Origin of the sequence: [Clostridium] fimetarium (assembly GCF_900111235.1) — a bacterium.
Classification (GTDB): Bacteria; Bacillota; Clostridia; order Lachnospirales; family Lachnospiraceae; genus Clostridium_N; species Clostridium_N fimetarium.
This window is the reverse complement of sequence record NZ_FOJI01000006.1, coordinates 94,985-113,282: the sequence shown is the minus strand read 5'-3', so window position 1 is coordinate 113,282 and position 18,298 is coordinate 94,985. Positions and strand designations below refer to the sequence as shown.

Genomic DNA, 18,298 nt, shown 5'->3' with positions numbered 1-18,298 from the left:
ATACATACGAAAGCAAAAGCTCTGAATCCTGTATAAATACTAGGGTTCGGAGCTTTTTTTTATAAATATTTAAAATTAATTTTATATTACACAACATAATGCTTATCTTGGTTATTACACAAGAAAGGTTATTATACAAGAAAGTTCATTACTAGATTTACCATAATTTCTTTTTCCTCAGACTTTGATTCCGCGATCATTATCGTAATGGCAACCAGTGTATAATCGTCAATAATTTTTCGCCCCTCGTCAAAAAGCATTTGATTTTTGTCTAGAAAATATAAAAACATGGTCGCAGCAATTCTTTTATTCCCATCACTAAAGCTATGATTTTTTGTTATAAAGTATAAAAGATTAGCAGCTTTTTCTTCAATAGTCATGTAAACATCTTTACCATTAAAGGTTTGATAAATTGTACTAATACTAGATTTAAAAGAATCGTCTTTTTCATTCCCAAACAAGTTACTATTCAAACCAAATTTCATGCCTGAAATCACATTCTTACATTCTTCATAAGTCATAATATATGCATTTTCATTTCCTTTTGGTTTCTGAATCCTTTGATGATCATAATCATCCAACAGGTCTAAGGCTATCGTATATCTTTCGATGACTTCTAATACCTGTTTTGAATCTATCTGATTATCTGTACGTTTCAATATTCGTATCACCTCTCCTAACTGGCTGATACGATTATTATTGACTGTGTATCCTTTGATTATGTAATCTTTTAAAATACTGTTAGCCCAACGACGAAATTCCACGCCTCTCTTTGACTTTACTCTATACCCAACTGAAATGATAACATCCAAACTATAATATGCTACAGGTCTGTCTGAATTTGCAATGTGCAAAAAATGCACATTGCTTTTTTCATCAACCTCATTTTCTTTAAATACATTATTAATATGTCTAGTTATTACGGTTCTGTCTCTTTCAAACAATTCCTTCATTTGGGCCTGAGTCAACCAAACTGTATCATTTTCTACCCCTACATTAATCTTAATTATCTCGTCTTCTGTTTGATATAATAATAAATCCATTTTATCTTGTTCTTTCACTTATTGCACCCCACAATATTATTTTTCCTTTGCGAACAGTTGTTTGTTTTATTATATCAAACTATATAAGGAATGTCCATAAAGTCAATAAACTGCATATAGTAATTTTTATACCTAGTAGCTACTTTTAGCAATCACTATACATACATATATGTTCATGCTCATCTTCTAGATATTCCTTGATAAATAACATCAAGGCTCATCTTCTAGATATTCCTTGATAAATAACATCAAGGAATATCTAGAAGCCCGTGGCTGGCGCCACATAACAACAAAACAAGAAGTCTGTGGAGGTGAACAAGTTCACCTCCACAGACTTCTTGTTTTGTTGTTGCATTGCTTGTAGCAGCACGCGTGGTGTTGTATTGCTTGTAGTATTTCATTCGAGCTCTATTGTAATTCCCCCATTCGAGGTATCAAGATCAATCGAATTATTCGCTCCATTATTTTCCTTGAATTCATCACCAACTTTAGAATCATTTATTCTAACACTACCATTGCTTGTTTCGGCGGCAATATTACAATCACTTCTTTTTATATTATTTTTAAATGATATAGCTCCATTTGAAGTCTTAACTGTAGTTTTCCCGTTAAATAGTCCATCACCGATTATTTTTCCATTAGAAGACTTCGCATATGTCGTATTGGAAAACGTTCCGGATATATCCACCTCTCCATTGCTCGTTTTAAGTGATGTATTATTACTAATCACTACATTCGTTGTAGTAATGGCTCCATTTGAAGTATCTGCTTTGAGAGTGTCCGCATTCAAGTTTGTAATTTCAATTCTTCCATTATCTGTATTGAGTGTTACCTCATTTAATATAGTTCCCTTTGGAACAAATATGATAACCTCATTACTCGTTCCATCAAATAATGAACCAAAATCCCAAGAAAAGATATTGAATCCAAATTTTGCGTTTTTTTCAATCTTAATCATATTATTATCAAAGCTCACTGTTGGGTCTTCTGCTATCGATGTCAGATTGACATCAAATCCAAATTTATCAGTTGTGGATTCTTTTATAACAATTTTAGCATTACTGACATCTACAATTATATTTTTTATATCTGTAATATCATAATTCTCATTGTTATAATCTTTATCTCCATTTAAATTAATTCTACCTGATTCTATATATACGCCTCTTTTTGCACCTGTAAATACTCCAACTATAATTAATAAAATTCCGATTGGAATAAAAATTGCTGCCATGCGTAATGCATTCTTAGTTAGCTTGTTCATTATTCTTTACCCCCTTTTTAACTCTAATCTTAGCAATTTTAAGTATGAAACTTTTAAATAAATTTCCCAACCAAACCGTAGCAACTAAAAATAAAGAGCCAAGACCAATGGCAACACATGCCATTCCGAGTGTCGATAGACCAGTTGGCATATGAATAAATAAGACACAGATTCCAACTATGAGTGCTAATATACCACTTCCAACGATAGCAATTGATGCTATTACAAATGCAACTACAACACTAAACACTGCAATTACTAATGAAAATACAACAGCCGCAACTGCAATTACAAGCGGAAACCATATTGGAAATCCACATATTGCAAGTATCATTATCCATATATCAGATAGCCCCTTTTTTACTTGTGCTACATTTTTAATTGGTTCATTGTGACTTTCGATATCTTTGATTACATAATCCGCACAAATCTTACTTGCAACAAGCTCCGGCTTACCTAGCTCTGCTATGACTATTTGTTCATTTTCAACTCCTGCATCCTCAAAATATTCCATATAATAATCAATAATATTATTGACTTCTTCAACTGGAATATTACGAAGATTATTTTTTAAGCATTCCAAATACTGATCTTTATTCATTATTAATTCCTCCCATCATAATCTTTTCAATCTTTAATTTATACTCAGACCAATCATCTCTATAAAGACAGAGCTTATCTTTCCCCTTATCTGTGATTGCATAATATCTTCTATTTCGTCCACTAAATGGTTGATCGTAAGTTGATAAACATTCTTCTTTTTGAAGTCTTCTAAGAACAGGATACATTGTTGATTCCGATATATCAACTACTTCTTTCACATTTTGAGTAAGTATATATCCGTAAGTATCTTCCTTGTCAAGTACTGCAAGCACACATGCATCCAGCAACGCTGAACCTAATTGAAATACCATTTCACTACCTCCTTTCAATATATTTGAGCTACGATTTTTCAATCTATAATATTATATGATGTATAGTATCTATTTAGAATAATACTATACGACGTATAGTATGTCAACATAAATATTATGTTTATATTTGTCCATAAAAAAGTAGGGCAAGGAAACAGCTGTTTAAATGTTTCCTTGCCCTACTTATGAAAAATATAATTATAAATCACTCACTTCTCAATGCTTCAACAGCATCTTTTCTTGAAGCCATCTTCGCTGGAATATGTCCACCTAGAACCGTAAGCAATGTACTAATCAATACTAAAATAATGGCGTGATCTATCTGCAATGTTGCAACATTTTTTAAATCGGTCATTTTATATAACATTGCATTAATTGGAAATGTTAGCGCCCATGCAATAGATACTCCAAGTACTCCAGAGAATATTCCGAGTATAAATGTTTCAGCATCAAATACGCGAGTAATATCCTTCTTTCTTGCACCTAAAGCACGAAGAATACCGATCTCTTTTGTACGTTCTAATACTGAGGTATAAGTGATGATACATATCATAATCAAGCTTACAACAAGCGAAATTGCTGCAAAGGCAACTAAAACGATTGTAATACCATCCATAATTCCACCGGTCATATTTGACATTGAACTAGCTAAATCAGTATAGACAACTTGATCTTTGATATCTTTATCTGCATTATATGCATCTAGATAGGCAATTACCGCATCTTTGTCATTAAAATCATTTGGAAATACCATGACCATAAAAGGAGTTGCATTTCCTCCAAGATATGATAAAAATGTACTCTTTTTATCTGCATCCAAGTCTTCCATCGTCATAACATTTTTACTGCTGACTTCTTGTGACTTCACAATTTCAGAATCCTTTGCACTGTTAATGACTAACTTTGATAATTCATCACTGTATGCAATTCCAGTGCCTAGCAAACCGATACTAACATCTGGTTTCAAACGAACAACACCTGTTACTTTGACGGTGATACTGTTTGAAGAATTATACATCGCATTATAATCTGTACCTGGTAGATATGAGCCAAATGCAGTCTTTACATAAAAGTCGTTATTTGTAACTATTTTAAATTCAGTACCAATAATATCACTTAATTTGATTGTATCAACGTTTTGCGTATCAAATCCCAATGCTTTTAAAATCGTATAATCCGCACGATTTTTTGTGTCAATAACAAGTACTAAATCAGAAACGCTTTCAGGGTAAGCCCCTTCAAGCAAATCATAATTCTTTTTCAAATAAGGTTCTTCCCCTTGTTTTAATACTTCTGGATATGATGTAAGTCCAATCCCATCAGTACTTGTCATTGTATTATTTGAGCCTTGATTATTGTTATTACTATTATTATTATTTACTTCAGAGCCAGAAGCTTTCAGCGTTACAGGTACTACATTTCCATCCACTTTACGTACTAAGTTCATAGAAACAATTCTTGTACAACCGATACTGCTACAAATGGCTGGATCAATATCATATAAGTATTTCATGTATTCATCTGTGAATACATTTTTATGGATGAAATTATTTTGTGTAGAGTCATACAAATATACTTTATCAGTACTTTCGTATTCAACCGTACCCATCATTTTATTTTTCATCTCTTCTTTCATACTCTTGATATCTTCTGTACTCATTTGAGTCGTTGATTGCGTTATCATAATTGGAAATTCTGCCAAAGCATCATTTTGAAACTTTAAAATTTGTGTTTTAAATCCAGTTGAAAGACTCAAAATAACAGCGATTCCGATAATACCAATGCTTGAAGCAAATGCTGTCAAGAATGTCCTACCTTTTTTCGTTCTAATATTATTAAATGAAAGTTTTAGAGCTGTATAGAAACTCATACTTGTTTTCTTCAAATCAAATTGATCATCTTTCGTTTCTTCCTGATAAACATTACTATCAGAAATGATTTTTCCATCTTGAAAATTGATAATTCTGTCTGCATATCGCTCAGCAATATCAGGATTATGTGTTACCATAATAACAAGCCTATCATTTGCAACTTCCTTGATTAAGTCCATAATCTGAATACTTGTAGTCGTATCAAGTGCTCCAGTTGGTTCATCGCAAAGAAGAATCTCTGGATCGTTTGCTAGCGCTCTAGCAATTGCAACTCTTTGCATTTGTCCACCAGATAATTGATTGGGCTTTTTGTGTAAATGTTCTTTTAGGCCAACTTGTTCTAACACTTCTATTGCTCTTTTATGTTTCTTCTCAGCAGAAACTCCACTTAGCGTCATACCAAGTTCAACATTTGCAACAATACTAAGATGTAAAATCAAGTTGTAACTTTGAAATACAAAACCCACTGAATTATTTCTGTAAGCATCCCAATCTTTATCCTTAAAATCTGATGTTTTCTTACCCTTTATAATCAATTCACCAGAATCATATCTATCTAGTCCACCAATAATGTTAAGACATGTCGTCTTACCCGAACCACTTGTACCAAGAATCGCAACAAATTCCTTTTGTCTAAATGCGACACTAATATCATCTAAGGCTTTCGTTTCAATATCACCAATCTTGTAGGTCTTTTTTATATTTTTTAATTCAAGCATTTTATTCTTTCACTCCACTCTTTCATTTTTAAACAAGTTAACTTTTTTAAACAATATAATTTTTGGTAATTTCCTTATAAAGTATTACCCATTTTTTCCAACTATATATGACTAACTATTATAAGTCAATTAAATTTCTATGAAATATCACTATATTCTATGAAATATCACTATATCTCACTATTCTTGAATTAATCGATCATATCTTTAACCAAAATATCGGGATGATGATAGCGTATTCTGTCTTTCGCAATGCCCTTATAATCAATTGCTTTATTGGGACACCACTGAATACATGCCATACATTGTTGGCAATTAGAACCGAATTTAATCAGTCCGCTTTCCATAGTAATATTATTTACAGGGCAAATCTGTATGCATTGTGAACATTTTGAACATTCATTACTAACCGTATATTCAAGACCTGTCTGGCTGTATTTACGAATGCTTTTTTGCAGAGCCTCTTCATATTTAGCACTATAGAACAAGCCTTTTCCAAGTGGTTTAGCTCTTTTAGCTTCTAACAATTGCTTAGCGATTTTCGTTATCTTTTTCTTTGAAAGTTTCAGTACTAAGTTTTGATACCACTTTGGAAAGGCATTATATGACAGGATGTAATTGCCTGCAAAAAATATCATATATTCATAATCGACTTCTTTTCCACACGCTTTAACTAAATGCCTTATATCCTCTGTTGCATGTCCCCTATTTCCTGCGCATCCAATAATAGAGAACACTTTTTGATTATTGGAAAAATGGAGATTTTTTATACATTCAGCTACTATCGGTGGAATATGTGAATAATAGGAGGGCACTGTAAATCCAACCAAGTCATACTTTTCATTTATCACCTTATTTTCAAGTAAATCAGTAATTGGATACATCTCCATATCTGGAATATTCTCACATAACCCTTTAGCAACTGCTATATTGTTTCCAGTTCCACTAAAATAATATATTACTTTACTCATTATTCTCTCCATTTCTTTTATAATTCGATATGTATCGAATTAACATGGTATTTTTTTCAGAAAATCCTCAAATACTCTATTGATTCATTCCCGAGAAGTTAAATTCATTACTTAAATCCTTTATAATATCCTTATTAACAGTTGCTACTAAATACTTACCGTCTTTCGCTGTACTAATTAATCCAGCATCACTAAGTTCTTTTAAATGATGTGATACTGTTGGAGCTCCAATGCAAAGATTTCTTCTGATTTTTTGCATGATACAATCTGGTGTCGCTTCGAAATCTTTTTGTTCATACTCCAAAATACTTAGGAATATTTCCAGTCTATTTTCATTGGATAAAGCCTTATGAATTCGTGCTAATTGTTTTGTATTCATACATACCTCATTTCGATAATTATCGAATTATAACACATTACCGATTTAGTATCAATAACACAATAAAAAGAACTAATCTATTGATTAGTCCTCATATGTTTTGCGCTTAAATATTCTCAATTTGCCAATCAATTTCCTTAATGCCATTATTCTTAAGAAATTCATTCGTTTTACTAAATGGCTTACTACCAAAGAATCCTCTATAAGATGATAATGGGCTGGGATGTGGTGCCATTAAAATTAAATGCTTTGGATTATTCAGCATAGACCTTTTTTTCTGTGCCGGAGCTCCCCAAAGAATATATACCATAGGTCGATCAATCTTATTTAGGACTTCAATAGCAGCATCTGTAAATTGCTCCCATCCCCATCCTTTATGTGAATTCGCTTCATGTGCCCTAACAGTTAACACTGTATTGAGCATTAGTACGCCCTGATTAGACCATTTTTTTAAGTATCCATTATTCGGTATGTAACAGCCACAATCATCTCTAAGCTCTTTATAGATGTTAACAAGTGATGGTGGAATAGAGACCTCTGGTTTTACTGAAAAACACAATCCATGAGCCTGTCCAACATTATGATATGGATCTTGTCCCAAAACCACAACCTTCACTTCACTCAACGGTGTAAAGTGAAATGCATTAAATATATCATCAGAATTAGGAAATATCTGTATTTTGTTATCATATTCATTCACAATCTTTTTGTATAATTCTTTATAATATGATTTATCAAATTCTGGTTTTAATGGTTCTAGCCAGTCATTACTAATTGCTGCCATACATTCATCTCCAAACTAACATTGCTTACACAATTCTCATTGGAAGCCCTTTTTCCTTCAAATATTGTTTCAACTCGCTTATTTCCAATTCTTTAAAATGAAAAAGTGAGGCTGCAAGTGCTGCATCTGCATTACCCACTGTAAAAGCATCATAAAAATGCTCCATGTTGCCCGCACCACCTGAAGCAATTACTGGTATCGAAACATTTCTTGCAATGATAGAAGTAAGTTCATTATCATAGCCGGCTTTGGTTCCATCACAATCCATACTTGTAAGAAGGATTTCACCAGCACCAAGTTCAGTCGTTTTCATAGCCCATTCAACGGCATCCATGTTCATGTCTATTCGTCCGCCATTTTTAAATATATTCCAGCCAGAACCATCTGCACGCCTCTTAGCATCAATTGCAACAACGACACACTGGCTTCCAAATTTATCAGCTGCTTCGCTAATTAAGTTAGGATTCATAATAGCTGCTGAATTAATTGAAATTTTATCAGCACCTTCTCTTAACAAAACCTTAAAATCATCAACGGTTCTAATTCCACCGCCAACTGTAAATGGTATAAATAATCTCTCTGCAACTTTACGAACCAAATCAATCGTAGTATTTCTTCCATCACTAGAAGCCGTAATATCTAAAAAAACGACTTCATCTGCTCCAGATTTATCATACATTGTTGCAACTTCCACAGGATCCCCTGCATCTATTAAATTAATAAAATTAGTTCCTTTAACAACTCTTCCATTTTTAACATCCAGGCATGGTATAATTCTTTTCGTATGCATTAATTTACCTCCTTGCCTAAATTAGCAAAATTAGTCAATATCTTAAGCCCTAAGCTACTACTTTTTTCAGGATGAAACTGGCAAGCAAATATATTACCACTTTCAACAGCTGCATGAATATGCGTTGAATACTCTGTTGTTGCAGCTACGATACCTTCATCATCAGCCAAAAGGTAATAGGAATGTACAAAATACACATAAGGTTCATTTGGAATACCTGCAAACAATCTTGATTTAGGGTTGATTTCTATTGAATTCCATCCCATATGAGGTATCTTTAGTCCTTCACATGGTGGTATCTTAAGGATTTTCCCTTTTAGGATTCCAAGGCCTTCAACACCTGGTGTTTCATCACTACTCTCAAACATCAGTTGAAGTCCTAAACAAATCCCTAGAAATGGCGTGTTATTCTTAACCACTTGGTGAATTGTATCTATTAAATTAAATTTTTTAAGGTTCTCCATTGCATCACCAAATGAACCTACTCCTGGTAATATAACTTTATCCGCACTTAGAATCTCTTCAGGATTCCTAGAGACAATAACTTCTTCTCCTAAAAAAATCAATGCTTTTTCAACACTTTTTAAATTACCTGCATCATAATCAATTATTGCTATCATTTCGTTACCATTCCTCCATAGCTTTCCAATGTTAAATAATATTGCGTAAAATCCAAATCTGACAAAGAAGCATAACTAATTGCCTTTTCCTCTGACATTGAAAATGTTGTCTTCAATGCATTTATAATTAACGCTTTATTTGCATCTAATGGTTCAGTAACGCCAAGTTCTTTTGCTGTTGGATAATATGTATAGTAACGTTGAATACCTTTAATTAATGAATCAAGAGCTTCAACTCCCATTCCTAACTTAACATAATTCTGATATGACGTATATTGTTTCTGTACAAACATGATTGTATTAATCTGATTATATAATTCCTCATCAACTGGCTTTAAATCAACCCCTTGCAATGAATCAAATGCTGTTTGATAATTTCCATTTTGATAGTACAACTTTGCTTGGCTAATATCATTATTATAATAAAAAGCAGTATTGCCAATCTCTATTAACACAACGATACCAGCAACAAACGATACCAGTAGAACCAATGACAATGGTTTAATCTTTAACATATCCTGAGGCTTTGTTGGTGTTTTTGGTTTCTTTTCTTTCTTAGGTTTTTTAACTTTCTCAACCTTTGGCTTTTTTGATGCTACTTTTTTAGCTTTAACTTCATCACTCTTGTTCTTAGCCGCTAATTTTTTTGCATTTTTTGCATTCTTTTTTTTATTATACTCTAATTCTTCTGCTTCATCCTCGGCTTTTGCCATTTCAGCTAACTTCGCTTTTTTTGCAACTGCCTTTGCTTTTCTTTTAGCAAAAAAACCTTTCTTTTCAGTTACAATATTATCATTAATTTCATTATTGCTTTTAAAATCATTATCACCTTTATAATCACTATCATTGATGAATTCTTCTTGTGAATTATTTCCATATAATTCTTCTAAAACTCTCTGATTTTCATCTTTCGGTTCTTCAGTAATATCTTTTGACTCTTGTTTCATTTGATCTGTTTGTTCTGTTTGTTCTGTTTGATCTGTTTGATCTGTTTGATCTGTTTGTTCTGTTTGTTCTGAATGTTCTGTTTGTACTAAATCTTCAAAGAAAATATTTTTAATAAATTTTAAAATGCTTCTCTTCTTTCGACTTTCCTTTTTATCACTTATCTTCTTATCACTTTTCTTCTTAACACTTTTCTTCTTTTTTAGCTTTTCTTTTGGAATTATAACACCAGCAGCACTTGTTAGCCCATTCGTTATTGCTCTTCCTGCCGCTGCTATTGCTTCTGCTTCAGAAAAATCATTATCAAGTACAAGATCACTTGCCTTATTCGCTAAATCAAATTCACTTATATTATTTTCTTTTAAATTATTATTTTCTTTTTTTTCACTCAACTGATCCATAGAAATACTTTCATTCGTTACGTCATCAATTAACTCCTCTGAATTCATATCAGCCAGTCTGTCCATTTCACTTTGAGTCAGCTCAGCAGCTTCTCTATCAGGAATATCGGAGATTTTAAAATCACTATCTTCTGGTTCAAATATATCATTATATTCTTCGCCCAAATCATTTGATGCGATTTTTTCATTAGAAATAACACCAGTATTCGCTTCACCAATTTCGTTGGTAACATCCATACTGCTGTTATCAGATTCTTCCGAAACTGCTAATTCTTCTAATACATCAGACTCTGTATTTTCATTATAGTTATTCATCGGTTTAATTGATTCTGAATTAAGTTGTGAATTAATCTCTGAATTAAGTTCTGAATTGAATTCTGAATTAGGTTGTGAATTAATTTTTGAATTGAGTTCTGAATCAAATCCTGAATTAGGTTCTGAACCAAGTCCTGATTTGAGTACTGAACCTAATTCAGAATCGAGATCTTCATTAGATTCTTCGTCAGATTTTTCAGTATTATTATCCATAGTCTTAAGCAAACTTTCCAAATATTCTTCTTCATTTAAGTTTTTCAAGTTTGGCACCTCTAATTTATAAATTTATGATTCCAGCATTATAAACAATTATGCTAGTAACTTATCAATCTCATGAACTAATAATCCGATTTCTGGTTTTGAAAGTTGAACATCAGCTCCAACCGAATCGCCCTTTAATCTCATCTGATCATTAATGAGAGAGGAAAAAATAATTACAGGAATATGTTGTAATTCTTTATCTGTTTTAATTAATTTTGTTAGCCTATGTCCATCCATTAATGGCATTTCCAAATCAGTAATTACGCAGTGAACATCTTTGGCAATTGTCCCTTTATTCTTAATGTTAGTAAGTTCATCCCAAGCTTCTTTACCGTTTTTAAATAATATAAGGTTAATATATCCAGCCCTCTGTAATGAATCTAATATCATCTTACTAAGTAATGGGGAATCTTCTGCTATAATAATCGGAGAAGTATTTCTGATTCTTCCTTCTAACTTATCTATTTCAGAAACTTTCAGTCCTGTTTCCGGACTAATCTCAGAAACAATTCTTTCAAAATCCAATATAACAATTAATTGACCATTGATTTTAATAATACCTGTTGCAATTCCGTTTTCTGCAGTATTAATTGTAGAATCAGGGGTAATAATATCCACCCATGAAACTCTATGAATACCAACAACTTTATGTACATGGAATGCCACATTTAACTTGTTAAAATTCGTAATAATAAACATGTCTTTACTAGGGTCTTCGGAAGCAGCATTGTGAATTACCTTCGCTAAATCAATAACAGTAATCAATAAATCTCTTGGCATAAAAATACCCTCTACCGAAGGATTCGCATTAGGCACAGGTGTTACAATATTAAAGGGAACTATCTCCTTGATCTTAGCCACATTAATTCCATAGTGGTTATTTCCAATCATAAATTCAAGTATTTCAAGTTCATTTGTACCACTTTCCATTAAAATATTAGATTCCATATTATTGCCCTCCAAAAGATACCGTTTTATAAATGTAATTATAACAAATTTTCTGCCAAAAGACAACAATTTACAACAATTTACAGCAAACTATTATTAATATATATATATATTAAGTAACGGAAGCGTGCTACTGAATTATTTCTATACACAAATAAAAGCCTCGCATCAGCGGGCCCTTATTTTAATATTATTTCATTATATAATTACGCTTTATGTCTCATTACTTGAACTGCAGAAGTGATTGCGCCTCTTAACTCTTCATTTTCTTTTGGAGTCTTCATAAGTAACTGCTGTAATGCTGCAGTTTCATGATCTGTTCCCACTACTGATAATGATTTTACAGCTGCAAGTTTAACTTCGATTTCTGGCTCTTCAATCAAAAGAAGTAATATATTCATGCAGTCGCTAGAAGAAGAATTAGCACATGCCTTAGATAAGTTCACCTTAGTCTCAGTATCTTTTTCCATATAATTACTAAGTGATCCCCAATCTCCCTTCTTAACTAATTTAATCATTTTCTCTTCCTGTGACATCTTAACACCTAAACCAAACATAGTATGCCTTCTTTCTTTTGTCGCCATAATAAATAGCATTACTTACACTATAGCACTCTAGAACGATTGTTACAATAGTATAGGCTATATCTTTTCTTGTTATCTGTCTTCTTTTCTTTTAATATAAGAGGCAAATGAGATTTCACTGTTTTTTTTGCTTATTATTTTAGGCTTTTCTCCGACCTCAGGCATCCACAATGCCTGACTCACATTTTTAGTCAGCGTAATCATACAATCCGGGCAATATTTCCCATAACGAATATCTGTACCACATTTTTGACATTTTATATATGAATCAGAACCATCCGGAATTTCCATTCGGCCTTCTCTTAACAACTTATTTATATAATCTACTGGAATGCCCGTTTCATCATGAATAACGATTGCTGGTCGAGGTCCATTTTTTTCTAAAAATTCTTTGATTATGCCAAAATCCGAAAGTTCCTTATTACCACAACTCTTACACTCAAACATCTCACCATATATATATGTCATTTGAACACCACATTTTGAACAAACCTTAGCATTTTCTAATAATTTTATTCTTTTATCATTTTCCATTTTTTACTCCTAAACCAATCATAATAAATTTTCCAACATATTTCTTTTAATTAAACCCTTTTAAAAGGTCTTTCGATTCGTTATAACAATACTCTGTTTTGATAACATATCTGCATTCTTATCATTCATATATTGACTAAGAAATTGATTCTTAATATTAAGCACACAACCATAAAAATACTTTGATTGGTTAATTCTTTCTTTCCTTACTAACAATCCATTAAGATTTAAAGATTTATTGAGGTCAATAAATACCAATCTAACAATAGATTTGAGCGGTCTGTCAATAATATCTTTGCTGACAAATAAAAATCCATTTTGACTAATATCCTTAAGAATTACATCCATTGGCACACTATTCGTGCCAACTTGAACAACGCCTTTCACTTCAACAGATAATCTAAATGCATTTCTTCTATTAATTTCAAAGCCATCCCCTGTAGGAATAACTTTGTAATAAGTCTTGTTTTTATATATTACATTTTTTAATAAAACGCGTTTCCAAGCAACTGGTTTTTTATCTCTTCGAATTAGAAGCATATCAACCAAGACATTGCCTATCTCAAAATTCACAACTTTCCCACTAACCCTAACAGGCTCAATTAATATATAATCTCCGATTTTTGTAATAACAGTTGACTCGAATTCCAAATGCTGATTATTAATATTAATTTCAAGTACAAGATTGCTATTTTGAACTAGTTGTGACAAGCGCATTTGTTATTTTCCTCCTTGGTATGGATACATTAATATATATTTTAATCATATCATTAATCATACTATTATGGAATATGTTTTTGCATACATTCACTTATTTTACTAAATTATATTCATTTTTATAATTGCTACCAAACAAAAAAATCCTGTATTTATCACACTTATATAAGCTGTGATAAATACAGGATAATTAATATCCCTTTACTCTTCGTCTTCAACAGGCATTTCCCAGTTATGGAATACATCTTGAACATCATCATCTTCCATTAGTAAATCAATAATACGGTTCATTCTCTTGACATCACCTTCATTAGAGATTTCAACCCATGTCTGAGGAATCCTTGTTACTTCTACTGATACCATCTTGACTTTAGCTGCTTCTAACGCTTCTCTTACAATCCCGATATCATCTGGATTTGTTAATATTTCAAAGCTATCGTCTTCTTCTGCAAAATCATCTGCTCCTGCATCAAGTGATATCATCATTAATTCATCAGCATCCATTGAACAGTCTTCTTTATCAATAATAATCTGACCTTTTTTATCAAACATAAATGACACACAACCAGGTGTTCCAACATTACCGCCACCTTTTGTAAATGCATTACGTATATTTGAAGCAGCTCTGTTTCGGTTATCTGTAAGTGCCTCAACAATAATTGCAGTTCCACTAGGTCCATAACCTTCATATACGACTGTTTCAAAATTGGCTGCATTGGCATCAGCAACGACCTTTTTAATATTTCTATCAATTGAATCATTCGGCATATTATTTGCCTTTGCTTTTGCAATAACATCTCTTAACTTATTATTATTACTTACATCTGATCCGCCCTCTTTAACAGCAACCATTAGTTCTTTACCAATCTTAGTAAATATTTTGCCCTTAGTAGCATCATTTTTTTCCTTTTTGCGCTTAATATTGGCAAATTTTGAATGTCCTGACATAAAATATTCTCCTTAACTATGTATAATATTAACTGTGAAAATACGAAAGCACTCCACCGCTAAAAACTTCTAATTAATTTTATCATTATTCATCAACAATAACAAGTATTAATTCCACATAGCAATGTGAGTGCATTTATTTTTACATATTCTGTACCTTAAAATCTTTTTGTATCTCTCGTTGTTGATCTTTTTTAGCTATATCGTGACGTTTATCGTATAACTTTTTACCTTTAGCAAGTCCGATTTGCAACTTAACAAGGTTACCTATTAAATATAACTGTAAAGGGACCAAAGTATAACCTTTTACTGCCATTTGTCCAGCAAGCTTATTGATTTCAAATTGATGAAGTAATAATTTTTTCGTCCTCAAAGGATCTTTATTAAATATATTACCTTTTTCATACGGAGTAACATTCATGTTATATATAAAGACTTCACCATTTTCGATACGAATAAATCCCTCTTTAATGCTACATTTACCCATACGAATAGATTTCACTTCTGTACCATGAAGCACCATTCCCGCCTCATACTCAGCTTCTATAAAATAATCAAATCTAGCCTTTTTGTTATTGGCAACCAGTTTTCGAGCTTCCTCTGCCATAATTCTCTCCTCCCCATCCTAATATATCTTACTTGTTATTATTTTTTTTGTTATATTTCTATGTTTGTTCCTGTTTCTGTTTCTATATTAGCCTTTTCATTAAACTTTGTCATTAATTTTTTGTTTTTATCTTGGTTTTGCTACTATTTTGTTCATTCGCATGCTTAAGCGTCTAATTTTGCCCTCGATCTTAGCTCTTAGCCCTTTGCTCTTTGCCCTTTGCTCTTTGCCCTTTGCCCTTGCTCTTCACGCCCATCCCACAAAATGTGAATAGTAAATATGAATTTGCAATGACTCATTTTGCGCAGACCGGCTGAAAGTAGCGCCTATGTTTTTTCCAAGACTCAGATGAAAATCGAACGAAGTGAGACTTTTCATCATCTCTGAGGCTTGCAAAAAGCATGCTACTTGAAGGAAAGGCAAGCAAAATGATTCATTGCAAATTCATATTCACCACCAACATCTCTCAGTCTTCGATCAACTCAAAATCAATAGTGCGAAGCATCTTATCTGTTTTAGCAACTTCAACTTTAACCTTTTGTCCAAGTTTAAATGTCTTATTCGTTGTTTGATTATTTAGTTCATAATGGTTTTCATCATAAGAATATGGGCCATCTTTTAGTGTTGCAATCGATATCATACCTTCAATTGTACTAGGTAATTCCACATAAATTCCCCAACTTGTAATACTTGAAATAACGCCGTCAAACTGTTGTCCAATATATTTTTGCATATATTCAACCATCTTTAATTTATTTGTATCTCTTTCAGCATCATCTGCACGTCTTTCCGTTGTACTTGTGTGTGTAGCAACTTCTGGAAGAATTTCAGTGTAATGTTTAATTCTTTTTTCTTTCATCCCGCCATGAAGAGATTCTTTAATAATTCTATGAATCTGCAAATCAGGATATCTTCTAATTGGAGATGTAAAATGGCAATAATACTTAGCAGCAAGTCCAAAATGTCCGATACACTCTGTTGTATATTGAGCACGTTTCATTGAACGAAGTGTTAATCTGCTAATTAGATTTTCCTCGTCAGTTCCTTCGATTTTTGTTAGAAGCTTCTGAAGTTCCTTCGGATGTATATCTTCTGCTGTTACTTTAAGAGAATATCCAAAATTATTAATAAACGTAGAGAGCTTCATAATTCTCTCTGGATCTGGATTTTCATGACTTCTATATACAAATGGAATCTCTTGCCAGAAATAATCTTCAGCAACTGTTTCATTTGCAATAAGCATAAAGTCCTCAATTATCTTAGTTGCAGCATTTCTATCATATGGCTTAACATCAATTGTATGACCCTCTTCATCAAGTGTAATCTTAGTTTCAGGGAAGTCAAAATCAATTGAACCTCTTGTCTTACGTTTTGCACGAAGGATTTCAGCTAATTCATCCATCAATTTAAACATTGGAATAAGTGCTTCGTATTCTTTAATCTGCTCTTCGTCTTTATCAACAAGTATCTTTTTCACGCTTGTATAAGACATTCGTCTATCAACATTTATCACAGTTTCTGCAATTTTGTGACTTAAGACAGTACCTTTTTCATCAATATCCATAATACAACTCAGTGCAAGTCTATCTTCCCCTTGGTTCAACGAACAGAGGCCATTAGAGAGCTTATGTGGAAGCATAGGGATAACTCGGTCAACAAGATAAACGCTTGTCCCTCTGCTTAATGCTTCTATGTCGAGAGGACTATACTCAGTTACATAATGACTTACATCTGCAATATGAACGCCCAACTGATAAATGTCTCCATTTTTTGTAACTGTTATTGCATCATCTAGATCCTTAGCATCTTCTCCATCTATCGTAACTGTTTGAACATTACGCAGATCTAATCTTCCAGCTTTATCCTTTTCATCTACTACATTTGTAATGTTGTTTGTAAATTTCATAACTTCATCTGGAAATTCGACTGGTAATTCATAGCCTTTGACAATTGACATAATATCCGTTCCAGGATCATTAATATGTCCAATTATCTCAATAACCTTACCCTCTGGTTTCCTACCATTTTGTCCATAATTAACCATCTTAATGACTACTTTGTGACCAGTAACAGCACCCATTGTGTTTTCTTCTGGAATAAATACATCAAATGCTAACTTCCCATTATCCGGAATAACAAAGCCAAATGACTTATTCTTTTGGAATGTACCAACGATTTCTTTTATTCCATGATCTAAAACCTCAACAATACGTCCTTCACATCTCTTTCCATTCTGGCTTGAAGATGTAACAACTACTTTCACTTTATCCTGATGAAATGCATTGTTAGATTGACTTTCTGGAATAAATATATCTTGTTCCATATCCTCTACTTCAACAAAACCAAAACCGCGCTTATTACCAATATAGTTACCAATAACTGCAGTTGCCTCTGCCTTACCATATTTTCCTCTTTTTGAAATACTTATTATTCCATCATCCATTAATGCATCCATAACTGCCTGCAAATCTGCTCTATTTTCTTTTGGAATTTGAAGTAAAATTGCTATTTCTTTTATTTTCATAGGAACATAATGTTCATCACTAATTAATTCTGTAATTGTTTTTTTTCTTTTATTAAATAAATCTTTATCCATATATTCCTCCCATATTTCTTATTTTGTGATTATATTTTTGTAAACTTTAAAAGCAAAAAAACACTCTTCCACAAAAGAGTGTTTCCT

General features: G+C 32.4%; 18 protein-coding genes. All 18 read right to left on the bottom strand.

What is annotated here, in order from left to right; translation table 11 throughout:
* Nucleotides 1–131: 131 nt before the first annotated feature.
* A complete protein-coding gene (gene rhuM / locus BMY18_RS09295; protein ID WP_242941001.1) occupies nucleotides 132–1,061 on the bottom strand; it encodes a virulence RhuM family protein/type II toxin-antitoxin system death-on-curing family toxin in 930 nt (309 codons plus the stop codon).
* A gap of 379 nt (nucleotides 1,062–1,440) precedes the next feature.
* Entirely contained in the window at nucleotides 1,441–2,307 is an 867-nt protein-coding gene (locus BMY18_RS09290) for a DUF4097 family beta strand repeat-containing protein (RefSeq protein ID WP_092453272.1), read from the bottom strand.
* Nucleotides 2,291–2,908: a DUF1700 domain-containing protein gene (locus BMY18_RS09285; protein WP_092453268.1), complete on the bottom strand. Its 618-nt coding sequence runs from the start codon at nucleotides 2,906–2,908 to the stop codon at nucleotides 2,291–2,293. The genes BMY18_RS09290 and BMY18_RS09285 overlap by 17 nt, the downstream gene beginning before the upstream one ends.
* Nucleotides 2,901–3,221 carry a PadR family transcriptional regulator gene (locus tag BMY18_RS09280; protein ID WP_092453265.1) on the bottom strand — a complete coding sequence of 107 codons (321 nt, stop codon included), beginning with the start codon at nucleotides 3,219–3,221 and terminating at the stop codon, nucleotides 2,901–2,903. The genes BMY18_RS09285 and BMY18_RS09280 overlap by 8 nt, the downstream gene beginning before the upstream one ends.
* A gap of 205 nt (nucleotides 3,222–3,426) precedes the next feature.
* Nucleotides 3,427–5,811, bottom strand: coding sequence for an ABC transporter ATP-binding protein/permease (locus BMY18_RS09275; RefSeq protein WP_092453263.1), 2,385 nt, complete (start codon nucleotides 5,809–5,811; stop codon nucleotides 3,427–3,429).
* A gap of 191 nt (nucleotides 5,812–6,002) precedes the next feature.
* Nucleotides 6,003–6,782, bottom strand: a complete 780-nt coding sequence (locus tag BMY18_RS09270; RefSeq protein WP_092453260.1) for an EFR1 family ferrodoxin — start codon at nucleotides 6,780–6,782, stop codon at nucleotides 6,003–6,005.
* Between the two features lie 76 nt (nucleotides 6,783–6,858).
* Nucleotides 6,859–7,161, bottom strand: coding sequence for an ArsR/SmtB family transcription factor (locus tag BMY18_RS09265; protein ID WP_092453256.1), 303 nt, complete (start codon nucleotides 7,159–7,161; stop codon nucleotides 6,859–6,861).
* Nucleotides 7,162–7,267: 106 nt separating this feature from the next.
* Nucleotides 7,268–7,945 carry a uracil-DNA glycosylase gene (locus BMY18_RS09260; protein ID WP_092453252.1) on the bottom strand — a complete coding sequence of 226 codons (678 nt, stop codon included), beginning with the start codon at nucleotides 7,943–7,945 and terminating at the stop codon, nucleotides 7,268–7,270.
* Between the two features lie 25 nt (nucleotides 7,946–7,970).
* Entirely contained in the window at nucleotides 7,971–8,735 is a 765-nt protein-coding gene (hisF, locus tag BMY18_RS09255; protein ID WP_092453249.1) for an imidazole glycerol phosphate synthase subunit HisF, read from the bottom strand.
* On the bottom strand, nucleotides 8,735–9,355 hold the full coding sequence (gene hisH / locus BMY18_RS09250; protein WP_092453246.1) for an imidazole glycerol phosphate synthase subunit HisH: 621 nt from the start codon (nucleotides 9,353–9,355) through the stop codon (nucleotides 8,735–8,737). The genes hisF and hisH overlap by 1 nt, the downstream gene beginning before the upstream one ends.
* Nucleotides 9,352–11,277, bottom strand: coding sequence for a midas domain-containing protein (locus BMY18_RS09245; protein WP_092453243.1), 1,926 nt, complete (start codon nucleotides 11,275–11,277; stop codon nucleotides 9,352–9,354). The genes hisH and BMY18_RS09245 overlap by 4 nt, the downstream gene beginning before the upstream one ends.
* Before the next feature lie 48 nt (nucleotides 11,278–11,325).
* The gene (locus BMY18_RS09240) at nucleotides 11,326–12,225 is read right to left on the bottom strand and encodes a chemotaxis protein (protein WP_092453240.1); all 900 of its coding nucleotides are present in this window, start codon (nucleotides 12,223–12,225) and stop codon (nucleotides 11,326–11,328) included.
* Nucleotides 12,226–12,431: 206 nt separating this feature from the next.
* The gene (locus BMY18_RS09235; RefSeq protein WP_092453237.1) at nucleotides 12,432–12,782 is read right to left on the bottom strand and encodes a HEAT repeat domain-containing protein; all 351 of its coding nucleotides are present in this window, start codon (nucleotides 12,780–12,782) and stop codon (nucleotides 12,432–12,434) included.
* 99 nt (nucleotides 12,783–12,881) lie between these two features.
* On the bottom strand, nucleotides 12,882–13,343 hold the full coding sequence (locus tag BMY18_RS09230; RefSeq protein ID WP_092453234.1) for a hypothetical protein: 462 nt from the start codon (nucleotides 13,341–13,343) through the stop codon (nucleotides 12,882–12,884).
* A 60-nt stretch (nucleotides 13,344–13,403) separates the two neighbouring features.
* Entirely contained in the window at nucleotides 13,404–14,060 is a 657-nt protein-coding gene (locus tag BMY18_RS09225) for a PilZ domain-containing protein (RefSeq protein WP_092453231.1), read from the bottom strand.
* Nucleotides 14,061–14,261: 201 nt separating this feature from the next.
* Complete coding sequence (locus tag BMY18_RS09220) at nucleotides 14,262–15,008, bottom strand: YebC/PmpR family DNA-binding transcriptional regulator (RefSeq protein ID WP_092453228.1); 747 nt, start codon at nucleotides 15,006–15,008, stop codon at nucleotides 14,262–14,264.
* Between the two features lie 142 nt (nucleotides 15,009–15,150).
* Nucleotides 15,151–15,615, bottom strand: coding sequence for an SsrA-binding protein SmpB (smpB, locus tag BMY18_RS09215; RefSeq protein WP_092453225.1), 465 nt, complete (start codon nucleotides 15,613–15,615; stop codon nucleotides 15,151–15,153).
* Between the two features lie 466 nt (nucleotides 15,616–16,081).
* Nucleotides 16,082–18,211, bottom strand: a complete 2,130-nt coding sequence (gene rnr / locus BMY18_RS09210) for a ribonuclease R (protein ID WP_092453222.1) — start codon at nucleotides 18,209–18,211, stop codon at nucleotides 16,082–16,084.
* Nucleotides 18,212–18,298: the final 87 nt, after the last annotated feature.

Bases quoted from the DNA above. Each gene is read 5' to 3' on its own strand.
- BMY18_RS09270 (WP_092453260.1), bottom strand. From the start codon at position 6,782: ATGAGTAAAGTAATATATTATTTTAGTGGAACTGGAAACAATATAGCA.
- rnr (WP_092453222.1), bottom strand. From the start codon at position 18,211: ATGGATAAAGATTTATTTAATAAAAGAAAAAAAACAATTACAGAATTA.
- BMY18_RS09260 (WP_092453252.1), bottom strand. From the start codon at position 7,945: ATGGCAGCAATTAGTAATGACTGGCTAGAACCATTAAAACCAGAATTT.
- smpB (WP_092453225.1), bottom strand. From the start codon at position 15,615: ATGGCAGAGGAAGCTCGAAAACTGGTTGCCAATAACAAAAAGGCTAGA.
- BMY18_RS09285 (WP_092453268.1), bottom strand. From the start codon at position 2,908: ATGAATAAAGATCAGTATTTGGAATGCTTAAAAAATAATCTTCGTAAT.
- BMY18_RS09280 (WP_092453265.1), bottom strand. From the start codon at position 3,221: ATGGTATTTCAATTAGGTTCAGCGTTGCTGGATGCATGTGTGCTTGCA.
- BMY18_RS09230 (WP_092453234.1), bottom strand. From the start codon at position 13,343: ATGGAAAATGATAAAAGAATAAAATTATTAGAAAATGCTAAGGTTTGT.
- BMY18_RS09290 (WP_092453272.1), bottom strand. From the start codon at position 2,307: ATGAACAAGCTAACTAAGAATGCATTACGCATGGCAGCAATTTTTATT.
- BMY18_RS09225 (WP_092453231.1), bottom strand. From the start codon at position 14,060: ATGCGCTTGTCACAACTAGTTCAAAATAGCAATCTTGTACTTGAAATT.
- hisH (WP_092453246.1), bottom strand. From the start codon at position 9,355: ATGATAGCAATAATTGATTATGATGCAGGTAATTTAAAAAGTGTTGAA.
- BMY18_RS09235 (WP_092453237.1), bottom strand. From the start codon at position 12,782: ATGTTTGGTTTAGGTGTTAAGATGTCACAGGAAGAGAAAATGATTAAA.
- BMY18_RS09240 (WP_092453240.1), bottom strand. From the start codon at position 12,225: ATGGAATCTAATATTTTAATGGAAAGTGGTACAAATGAACTTGAAATA.
- hisF (WP_092453249.1), bottom strand. From the start codon at position 8,735: ATGCATACGAAAAGAATTATACCATGCCTGGATGTTAAAAATGGAAGA.
- BMY18_RS09265 (WP_092453256.1), bottom strand. From the start codon at position 7,161: ATGAATACAAAACAATTAGCACGAATTCATAAGGCTTTATCCAATGAA.
- BMY18_RS09275 (WP_092453263.1), bottom strand. From the start codon at position 5,811: ATGCTTGAATTAAAAAATATAAAAAAGACCTACAAGATTGGTGATATT.
- BMY18_RS09220 (WP_092453228.1), bottom strand. From the start codon at position 15,008: ATGTCAGGACATTCAAAATTTGCCAATATTAAGCGCAAAAAGGAAAAA.